The 10,857-nt window shown below is 31.9% G+C and carries 10 protein-coding genes; 5 read left to right on the top strand and 5 right to left on the bottom strand.

Going from position 1 to position 10,857, the window contains the following annotated elements; genetic code table 11:
- Positions 1-137 precede the first annotated feature (137 nt).
- From AC1EUV_RS06380 to AC1EUV_RS06360, 5 genes are all read left to right on the top strand, one after another.
- Positions 138-917, top strand: coding sequence for a CDP-alcohol phosphatidyltransferase family protein (locus AC1EUV_RS06380; RefSeq protein WP_480198286.1), 780 nt, complete (start codon positions 138-140; stop codon positions 915-917).
- Between the two features lie 109 nt (positions 918-1,026).
- A complete protein-coding gene (locus tag AC1EUV_RS06375) occupies positions 1,027-4,335 on the top strand; it encodes a T9SS type B sorting domain-containing protein (protein ID WP_480197845.1) in 3,309 nt (1,102 codons plus the stop codon).
- 21 nt (positions 4,336-4,356) lie between these two features.
- The gene (locus AC1EUV_RS06370) at positions 4,357-5,325 is read left to right on the top strand and encodes a PorP/SprF family type IX secretion system membrane protein (protein ID WP_480197844.1); all 969 of its coding nucleotides are present in this window, start codon (positions 4,357-4,359) and stop codon (positions 5,323-5,325) included.
- 22 nt (positions 5,326-5,347) lie between these two features.
- Positions 5,348-5,650, top strand: coding sequence for a hypothetical protein (locus AC1EUV_RS06365; RefSeq protein WP_480197843.1), 303 nt, complete (start codon positions 5,348-5,350; stop codon positions 5,648-5,650).
- Between the two features lie 327 nt (positions 5,651-5,977).
- Positions 5,978-6,796 carry a hypothetical protein gene (locus tag AC1EUV_RS06360; RefSeq protein WP_480197842.1) on the top strand — a complete coding sequence of 273 codons (819 nt, stop codon included), beginning with the start codon at positions 5,978-5,980 and terminating at the stop codon, positions 6,794-6,796.
- A gap of 75 nt (positions 6,797-6,871) precedes the next feature.
- Here AC1EUV_RS06360 and AC1EUV_RS06355 read toward each other — a convergent pair whose 3' ends face one another.
- From AC1EUV_RS06355 to AC1EUV_RS06335, 5 genes are read right to left on the bottom strand one after another with little or no spacing between them, the layout of a single operon-like run.
- On the bottom strand, positions 6,872-7,567 hold the full coding sequence (locus AC1EUV_RS06355) for a tetratricopeptide repeat protein (RefSeq protein ID WP_480197841.1): 696 nt from the start codon (positions 7,565-7,567) through the stop codon (positions 6,872-6,874).
- Positions 7,568-7,626: 59 nt separating this feature from the next.
- A complete protein-coding gene (lptB, locus tag AC1EUV_RS06350) occupies positions 7,627-8,367 on the bottom strand; it encodes an LPS export ABC transporter ATP-binding protein (RefSeq protein ID WP_480197840.1) in 741 nt (246 codons plus the stop codon).
- A gap of 3 nt (positions 8,368-8,370) precedes the next feature.
- Entirely contained in the window at positions 8,371-8,970 is a 600-nt protein-coding gene (locus tag AC1EUV_RS06345) for a YdeI/OmpD-associated family protein (RefSeq protein WP_480197839.1), read from the bottom strand.
- 33 nt (positions 8,971-9,003) lie between these two features.
- Positions 9,004-9,819, bottom strand: a complete 816-nt coding sequence (gene tatC, locus AC1EUV_RS06340; protein WP_480197838.1) for a twin-arginine translocase subunit TatC — start codon at positions 9,817-9,819, stop codon at positions 9,004-9,006.
- Between the two features lies 1 nt (position 9,820).
- Positions 9,821-10,786: a KpsF/GutQ family sugar-phosphate isomerase gene (locus tag AC1EUV_RS06335; RefSeq protein ID WP_480197837.1), complete on the bottom strand. Its 966-nt coding sequence runs from the start codon at positions 10,784-10,786 to the stop codon at positions 9,821-9,823.
- Between the last annotated feature and the right edge of the window lie 71 nt (positions 10,787-10,857).

The raw sequence follows: 10,857 nt of genomic DNA, 5'->3' as shown, positions 1-10,857 counted from the left end.
TTATAAATTATGCAGATTTGCTAAAATACTATTTCATACTAAAAAATGAAATGGATTATGGATAATTTATTAACAGTGAAGTTAAGAGATAGAAATATGATTTATTTCTTTAAATTTACCCATGCTAAAACCTAAAAATCATTAAAAAACACGTTCCAAATATTATTACACTTCTAAATTTGTTGAGCGGTATAATTGCAGTAATGTTAGCTACAACAGATCGATTAGTTGAAGCAGCGTTTTTTGTTCTATTAGGTATCTTTTTTGATTTTTTTGATGGATTAATTGCTAGGAAGTTGAATGTTCAGAGTGATTTAGGAGTTCAATTAGACTCGTTAGCTGATATGGTAACTTCTGGTGTGGTACCTGGTATTGTAATGTTTCAATTGTTTATTAAATCCATTCATAAGGATTGGCTAGATGGTTTGTCTTGTGAAATTGGAAACTGGACACTTTTTGAAGAAACTGGGAATTTATCACTGTTTAATACTAAAATTCATGTACTTCCTTTTATTGGCTTGCTATTAACATTGGCAGCAGCATACAGATTGGCAAAATTTAATATTGATAATAGACAAACAACTTCATTTATAGGGTTACCAACTCCTGCTATGACGTTATTTATTATTTCTTTACCTTTAATTCTAAGTTTTAGCGGAAATCAATTTGTAATTGAATTAATTGGAAACAAATATTTCCTCATCTTGACAACATTATTTTTGGCAATTCTTATGAATGTTGAATTACATTTATTTTCCTTAAAACTAAAAGGGTTTTCACTACAAAAGAACGTCATTGAATTGGTATTCTTACTAGCATCATTATTACTACTGATTTTTTTACAATTTGCTGGTATTCCACTAATTATACTATTATATATTTTACTTTCAATAGTTAAAAATAATTATCACAATTAACTATCTCTAAATCAATGTTTTAATTAGATTTTTTTTATCTAATGGCTATTTATAGGAAATAATTCTATGGTTTTATACGTTTAGTGTAAGTAATCGCTAAACATTTGTTATGAATCAAGCCATTAATCATGCAAAGGCTTTTTTGCTATTTGCTTTATTTTTAATAATCCCCACTTTAATTTTTTCGCAGACTACGGTACCTTTTGAGAAAAGGTATGAGAGTACTGGTATTAATGGTGAATTAACCATTATTGGAAATTCTATTTTAGGGCATCCAACCGAAAGCCCCTACAACGGAACAACTCAAAACAATTTTATTGATATGGTGTTTGTGGATATAGACAATGATGCAAGCACATTTAACTCAAGTAGTGCAAGTTTTACAACAAATGCATGTAATAGAGTTGTATATGCTGGATTGTATTGGGGAGCGGTTGTTGCACCAACTACCATTACTGGATTTACTTCTGCACCAAATGAAGTACGATTTAGAACGCCAGGTGGTTCTTATCAGAATGTAATAGCTGATATTTCTAATGCAACTGCGAGGGAAGATTTAGATCGTATTTATTATAAAGATGTAACAAATCTTGTTAATACCACAGGCAACCCATCAGGTGAATATTTTGTAGCTAATGTTAATTCAAGCGAAGGTGCAAGCTCATCAGCTGGATGGTCACTAGTAATTGTTTATGAAGATCCAAACGAACCAAGAAAGTATATATCTACCTTCGACGGTTTTTCTGCGGTTAATCAGGCACCTAATGAAGTGGTTTCTTTTAGTTATTCCGGTTTTGTTACTCCTCCTTCTGGGCCTGTAGAAGGAAAAGTAGGTGTTGCAGCATTAGAAGGTGATTATGGATGGCAAGGTGATAGAATGCAATTTAGAGCGGATAACAACGCTACGTTTACGGACTTATTTGACGCTGCAAACCCAGTTGATAATTTCTTTAATAGTCGAATTACTGATAATGGTATAATAGTAGCAGATAGAAACTTAAATAGTGAAAATACCTTAGGTTGGGATCAAAAATTACTTGATTTAACTGCCTTAAATGCTGGAAACAGTTTAATTGGCAATGGAGAGACTGGAGCAACGGTAAGAGTGAGAAATGATGTCGGAGGTGATTGGATTTATACATTTTTAAATACATTTTCTGTAAATATTATTGAACCAACACTACAAGTGCTTACAAGTGTTGAGGATATTTCGGGAAATCAGATTACATTAAACTCACCTGTACCATTAGGAGCTACCGTATGGTATAACCTTAATTTTCAAAACATAGGGACTGACAATGCGCAAAATACTACTATAAGAAATATACTACCATTTAATGTAACATTAGATGAAAGTACAATAGATTTACCTTCGGGTGTTACCTATACTAGAAGTACAAATGCAAATGGTTTGGTGGTGTTAGAGTTTTCAATACCAGATAACCTTGTATTGAGAGAATCTGACCCTGCTAACGCAGCATACGATATACGATATCAAGTTACAGCTTCAGATCAATGTTTTGATTATTCCGACGCTTGTACAAATGTTTTAGAAAACAGCTTAGAATCTTCATATGATGGCGAAACTTCAGGTACTAATATTACAGCACAGCCTGGTCTTAATGGTATAAACGGTTGTGGACTAGGTAATGAAGGAGCGATGCTACTTTTCGTAGATACAAGTTCATGTCAGTTTGATACTGTATTAGAGTTTTGTAATAATAACCTAACTATTACTGGTGATGATGGCTATAACATATATGAATGGAGAGATGAAGATAACAATTTATTAGCTGCCAATTCAAAAACAATTACGGTTACAGGACCAGGTGTGTATACATGTACTCAAACTAAAGTAGGGTGTACAGTGACTACACGTACAGTTACTGTATTAGGCTTAGATGTAGAATTTACACCTTTTGATAATTTATGTAAAGATAGTGCTGATGGTGGTGTAACTATTAATGTTACTGATGATGCCGCAACATTTGACTATGTTCTATCACAAGGAGGAAGTATATTACAAAGCACAGGGCTAATATCAGCTAAATCACATACTTTTAATGGGTTAGATATTGGCACTTATACAGTTCGTGTTACTAATACAGATGGTTGTTTTGATACTTTTAATTTTCAAGTTCAAGAACCTACCTTATTAACTGCTAGTAACGTTGTCTTAGACAATATTATGCCTTGTAATGGTAATTCCCTCAGCGGAAGAATAGAGGTTACAGGTAATGGAGGTACAATATTTGCCGGAGTTGCAAATGAATATGAATATAGTATGGACGGTAGTGCCTTTCAAGCTTCAAACATATTTGAAACTACTCAGGAAGGTAATCATACAATTACCGTTAGAGATGCGAATAATTGTACAACAACTACAATTGCTAATATAGATTTTGATGAAGAAATTGAATATGAAATTGTAAAGCAAGATGTACTTTGTTATCAAGGTTCAGATGGTAGTATTACTGTTAATGTTGCTCAAAATAATGCAGGTAATACAATATCTTATAGTATAGATGGAGGTACAAACTTTCAATCAAGTTCGACTTTCTCTGGATTACCTAAAGGCGATTATCAAATTATTATCCGCAAAGATAAAGGTGTAAACACTTGTGATATTATAGAGTCGATTACTCTTCTTGAACAAATTGACTTACAATTCGAAGCTGTAGGAGGCTTTTCTTGTGAGGGAGCAGTAAATACCATTACGGCTACTGTGGCGACTGAATTCGCTAATGATGTAACCTATGAGTTGGATGGAGGTTCTTCTAATAGTACTGGTATTTTCGAAAATGTATCTCAAGGTCAACATACAGTTACCGTGCGTCAAAACTCTACTGGATGTACTGCAGAACCTATTAACATTATTATTGATAATTATACACCAGTAACTTTTACGGTTGAAATTAATGAAAGCTCACCAGCTTTAAGAGATTATATAGTCAATGCGGTGAATGGAACACCAGATTATGAATATGCAATGCTTAAAAATCCTTCAGAGAATCAATCTCCTGAAGTAACAGATGAAGATTTTGGGCCGAGCAATGTGTTTATACCACCAAGTGCTGGATTCTATACTTTCTATGTTCGCGATGCGAGAGGGTGTATAGTGGAAGAAATAGTTGAGCTTAAAGATATAGAAATTCCAAATTTCTTTACACCAAATGATGATAATCATAATGATAAGTGGTATCCAAGAAATATAGAATTGTACCCTAATATAGCCATTAAGATTTTTGATAGATATCAGCGTTTAATAGGAACATTTAGCGGGAATAACCAAGAAAATGGCTGGAATGGCCTTTACAAAGGTAAAGAATTGCCTTCTGGAGATTACTGGTATATAGTCAAACTGAATGAACCAACTGACGATAGAGAATTTAAAGGAAACTTTACACTGTATCGCTAATCTACTAAACCCTACAAACCGATGAAAAAAATAGTCTTAATAGTTATAGTTTTCTCTTGCTGTTTTTATGCCAAAGCACAAGAGCTTAAATTATCGCCTTATTCTCAGTATTTGGTTGAAAATCCATATGTGATTTCACCTACTTATGCAGGTTTTAGCGAAGATCATAGTAGATTGCGTTTAAGTGGAGTAGCACAGTGGCTAGGTTTAAAAAATGCACCAAACACGCAAACGTTATCTTTTGATACTAGATTGAATAATGAACGTTCGGGAGTTGGGGTTTTATTTTATAATGATAAAAATGGTAATACCAAGCAAATAGGAGGGCAGCTATCTTATGCGCATCATTTAACGTTGAATGATGCTAATGAGCAGTATTTATCATTAGGTATATCGTATAAATTCAATCATTTTAAAATAGATACTGAAAACTTTTCAACAGGAGGAAGTGACCCAGTTGCTGACCCAGGTATTGGTGCTTCACCCTCTACATCAAATCATAATTTTGAAGTAGGTTTTTTGTATAGATTAAATCAATTTTTCTTCAGTTTTAATGCTTCGAATATATTGAACAAGAAGCTTAAGATATTTGACGTAACCGAACCGCCAAAACTTAGAAACTATTATGTGTATACGGGCTATACATTTACAAGCAATAGTCAAGAATATGAATATGAGCCTTCAATCTATTTTAAACTTTTTGAAGGGGATGGAAGATCAATTACAGATTTAAACTTTAAAACTCGTAAAATAACAGATGATGGTTATATGTGGGCAGGTATTAACGGAAGATTTATTAATGATCAAAGTTTTGAACCGGCTTCTTTGGCAGGACTCTTAGGTTTGAAAAAGGATCAATTCTATGTTGGGTATGCATTTCAATGGAACATCAATGATGCCGCTGAACTAAACAATGCAGGTACACATTTAATCACTCTTGGTTATGATTTCGAAAGAGGTACTGGTAATGCTAGTTGGAGCGGAAATTAAAAACTATTAAAAACTTGAAAAGATGAAATATTTAAGACTAATTATAGTAGCTGGCTTTATTCTATTCGGAATAAATACTACAAGTGCTCAACAGAAAGATAAACAAGTTGAAAGAAAAGTAGCTATAGCAGAAGTACCAAAAGCTGTAAAGAGTACGCTTAAGAACTATTCGGGTTATAAAATAGAAGAACAAGCTACTTTATCAAAAAACAGTAAAGGAAAGAAAGTATATAGATTCAAAATAAAAAGAAAAAATTGGGATTATATATTACTAGTAGATAAAAAAGGAAAAGTTTTAGGAGTAGAAACTGGCGAGGGAAAATAAATAAATTAACCATGAAACATTTTAATCTAGAAACCCTAATTGATTTAGTTGCCATTGTTTTTTTTATGGCAGATAATAATTACGGAAAGGAAACTACAGAGGAAAGTATTTAATAGCTTAAACTAGCTCATCATATATTTTATTAACTTTGTAAATAAGCTAATAATCAGTAGTTTAATATTGATTTAAGAAATAAGGAATGATATAATTAGTTTAGGAATTTTATATGCTTAATTGTTATATATATAAGATATGTTAAACATGCTAATGGTATTTTTTAATAACAATTGAATAATTACAATAATAATTCATTAAAACAACAGTAATATGAAACAAAAAATTACATTTTTTAAAACGATTTTATTTAGAGCTTTTTTATGCTCATCGTTACTATTGTTTGCTTACTGTGATAATAGCAAAGATGAGGTTAATTTACAGCCAGAAAATCTAATTACAAAAAACGCAAAGGTAACAGAGCTAATTATTCAGTTAGCAAGTATTAATATGAATAATAGAGCTGTAAGCTCAAAGAGTTCTCAAAGTTCTTTACCAGAATGTACTGGCTTTAAATATCCAGTCACTTTTGATGCATATTATGGAGATAACCCAACACCTCAACAAATTACCGTTAATAGCGATGAAGAATTGCTAAACTTTTTTAATACCACTTTAACGACGGGTAATTCCTATTATATAATTTTTCCTGTGACATTAATTGATGCTACAGGAGAAGAGACTATTATTAATAGTATAGAAGAATTAGAAGGCACAATTCAAACTGCTCTCGATATTTGTAATGATGATGGTGACAATGACGATGGGGATAACGATGATGGTGACAATGATGACGGAGATGATGATGACGGAGATGATGGTGACAATGACGATGGAGATAACGATGATGGTGGCAACGATGATGACGATGGGGATAACGATAATGGTGACAATGATGATGGAGATGATAATGACGATGGTGATGATAATGACGATGGTGATGATTCAGATGATGATGAGTATGAATACTGTCATAAAAACAATAAGAAAGTATACATTTGCCATAAGGGTATTACCATATGTGTAAGTGTCAATGCTATCTGGGGACACTTAAATCAGCATGAAGAAGATTACTTAGGTAAATGTGATTGATCCTTATTAACTATAAATAAAAAAACCACTATGATTAGATAGTGGTTTTTTTTTTATTTCTTAATTAGTATATAGCTATTTATCTTTCTTTTTCAATTTTTCTATCTGCCTTTTTGCATTTCTGTTTCCAGAATCTAGTATAATTGCTATTTGATAGTTTTTTAGTGATGCAATTGTATCACCTTTTCTAAGAAGTGCATCGGCGTAACTATCATAAACATTTGAACTTTTTGGATATAATTGAATGTTAATTTTAAACACATTAATTGCTTTTTCAAAATCATTGCTTCTCAAATGCCTGTAGCCAGTTCTATTCATTAATCGTTCACCAATTATTGGATTCAAAGAATCTTTACTCTTAATGTTTAAATAACCCTCTAATGCTTTTTCAAAATTATTTTCAGATAAATATTGACTCGGCGTCTTAAAATTATCAGCTACCTTAACATGCTTATAAGTGATAGCACTATCTTTTTCTTTAGGTACAAAAACTAAATATTCTTTATTGTCGCTTGGATTTACTAAGAATTGAATTTTAGAATTCATTTCTTTTACATAAAATGTATCATCACCAGTTTTTAATGGTTTTATGTCTTTGGCTCCTCGCCAATCGATTAGTAATTCACCATCTTTAGAATGAACTCTAGCTAGTTCATCTTCGGTATACAAATAATTACCACTAAACTGATTTAAGAACTTAGGATCATTTGATTTTGAACCACAGGCTAAAAAAATAAAGAGTACAACAATAAGAGAAGAATAATATTTCATGTCGATTTGATATTGATTTTGTAAATAAGACGACTGAAAATTAATTTAGTAACAGGTTTCTAATTATAAAATCGATTCTTTTTTAATTCAAAACTTTCGCCGAGATAAACTTTGCGTACCATTTCATCATCTGCTAATTCTTGTGGTGTGCCTTCTTTTAAAATACCGCCTTCAAACATCAAATAAGTTTTGTCAGTAATTGCAAGAGTTTCTTGTACATTATGGTCAGTTATCAAAATACCTATATTTCTGTCTTTAAGATGCGCTACAATACTTTGAATATCCTCCACAGCAATTGGGTCAACTCCGGCAAAAGGTTCGTCTAAAAGGATGAATTTAGGGTCAGAGGCTAGTGCCCTAGCTATTTCTGTACGTCTACGTTCACCACCAGAGAGTAAATCTCCTCTGTTTTTACGCACATGCCCTAAACTAAATTCATCAATTAATGATTCTAACTTTTCTTTTTGCCGTTTTTTAGACAAGTCTGTAAATTGAAGAACTGCCATTATATTATCTTCAACAGATAACTTTCTAAAAACAGAAGCTTCTTGTGCTAAATATCCAACACCTTTTTGTGCACGTTTGTACATTGAATCATTGGTTATGTCTTCGTTATCAAGAAAAATATGACCTTCGTTAGGTTGTACCATGCCTACAATCATATAAAAAGATGTGGTTTTTCCTGCTCCGTTCGGTCCCAATAATCCAATGATTTCACCTTGTTCTACCTGCAAAGAGATACCTTTTACAACCTTACGGCTACCATATATCTTTTGAATATTTTCTGCTCTTAAAATCAATACTTAACAGTTTTTGTATTTATCATTTAAACCAACTCCACTTAAAATCATTGGTGTAATTTTCTCTATTCTTTTTTCTTTGGTATTAATTCGTTTAGCCTCACTTATATAATCAGCATATTCTCTTTGCTTACCAGGTGTTAAAACATTATAGGCTTGTTCGAGAGAGCTATTATTCTTAAAAGTTTGTAATAATTCATCAGGAATAATAAGTTTTTTAGGCTTTCTGTCGATTTTAACAACCAATCCTTTTTTCTGATTTTCAATTGCCTCGTTTATATAACTTAAAACAATTTCTTCTTTTATATCTTCTTCAGATTTAAACCTCATTTGACGCATAGCCTGAGTTTTCCCTTCTTGAGCATTTTTTAATACTTTATGAGTATCTTCTAGTAAAGCCCCATTAAAAAACCATATTCCAAAATGATTTTTAAAAGCACTAATACCGATAACATTCTTACCATTTATGGTGTAAGTCGGCATACTCCACTTTACAGTTTCTTCTAATTCTGTAGACAATAAAAGTGTTCTTAATTTAATAAGAGCCTCTTTATATTTAGTTTGTTTAGCTATATATGCGTCTATTTTTTTTTGAGCTTCCATTTAAAAGTCGAGTCTAACAAAGTTATAAAGAATTTAAGCACCAGCTGCCTTTTTCTCTTTGCGAATAATAATTTTTGAAATAGTAATACTCACTTCATATAATATAATCATTGGAATCGCTACAATTACCTGACTAATAACATCTGGAGGTGTAATTAATGCTGCTAAAATTAATACCAAGACCAATGCATATTTACGCTGCTTTCTTAAGAATTCAGGTGTCACAAGTCCAAGTTTTGTAAGAAAGAAAATGATAATTGGTAGTTCGAACATTAACCCAGATGATAAAACCGAAGCTCTCAATAATCCTATATACGAACTTAGATCAATATTGTTTTTAACTTCTTCAGCTACGCGATAAGCTCCTAAGAAATTAATAGATAAAGGTGTAATAACAAAGTACCCAAATAAGATTCCTAAAAAGAATAAAAACGATGAGATAATAATAAAACTTTTAGCATTCTTTTGTTCTTTGGGATATAAACCTGGTTTGATAAATTTCCAAATTTCCCACAGAATATAGGGAAATGCTATTATAAACCCAGCTGTAATTGACGTCCATATATGTGCAGAAAACTGACCTGCCATTGTTCTACTTTGCACAATAAACGGAATATCTTCTATGCATAGGCCATCTGTGCCAAACTGCTGAGAAAATGAACATAAAAAGCGATAGGTAAAAAATGAGGAATCTTTTGGTGCAAGAATAATCTGATTAAATATAAAATCTTTCATTATAAAAGCAATGGTAGCCGCAATAAGCACTGCCAATGTAGATCTTATCAATGTCCATCTAAGAACTTCAAGATGGTTTAAAAAAGACATTTCTCCTTGTTCGGTGGCTGCCATTTTAAATTATTCCTTCTTTTAAAAGATCGTGTAAGTGTACTACACCAACATAATTCCCTTTATCTACTACTAAAGTTTGCGTAATATTATGAGCTTCCATTAGTTCTAAAGCATCTATAGCCATAGCAGTAGTTTCTATAGTTTTAGGATTTGATGTCATAATATCTTGTGCTTTCAAGTCATTAATATTTTGATTGTTTTTTAGCATTCTTCGTATATCTCCATCAGTAATAACGCCAAGCACCTTTTGATTTTGGGTAACAGCCGTAGTACCTAAGCGTTTTTCAGAAATTTCTATAATCACATTAGTGATGGAATCATCTTTAGAGACTTCAGGTTTTGCATTTTTATCTACCAAGTCACTAACCCGGAGATATAATCTTTTACCTAAAGAACCTCCTGGATGGTATTTTGCAAAGTCATTGCTAGTAAAATCTTTCATTTCTAACAAGCTAATGGCTAAAGCATCACCAATAACTAATTGTGCTGTAGTGCTAGTAGTGGGAGCAAGGTTATTTGGGCAGGCTTCATGTTCTACATAAGAATTCAGTAAAAAATCTGCTTGTTGACCTAAAAATGAATCTTTGTTTCCAGTAATAGCGATAATTTTATTCTCTGAATTTTTTATTAACGGAACTAAAACTTTTATTTCTGGGGTATTACCACTTTTAGAAATACAAATAACCACATCATCTCTCTGTACAATACCTAAGTCACCGTGAATAGCATCTGCTGCATGCATAAAAATTGCAGGAGTTCCAGTAGAATTTAAAGTAGCCACAATTTTATTTGCAATATTGGCACTTTTTCCTATACCTGTTACAACTACACGCCCGTTAGCGTTTAAGATAAATTTAACGGCGTTTTCAAAGTCTTTGTCCAAAAAATTTATTAAATTCGCTATCGCTTTACTTTCAATAGAAATAGTTTGCCTAGCAATATCTAGAATATTTTTTTTGAGGCTCAAAATAGTTTTAGTTTTTTCAAAAATATATATTAGTAACTATTTGCAAATGTATCTAAAATAATAGATAAATT

Source organism: Maritimimonas sp. 2304DJ26-3, assembly GCF_056591635.1.
Note: the sequence above shows the minus strand (reverse complement) of the source record. Positions and strands in the feature narration are given on the sequence as shown.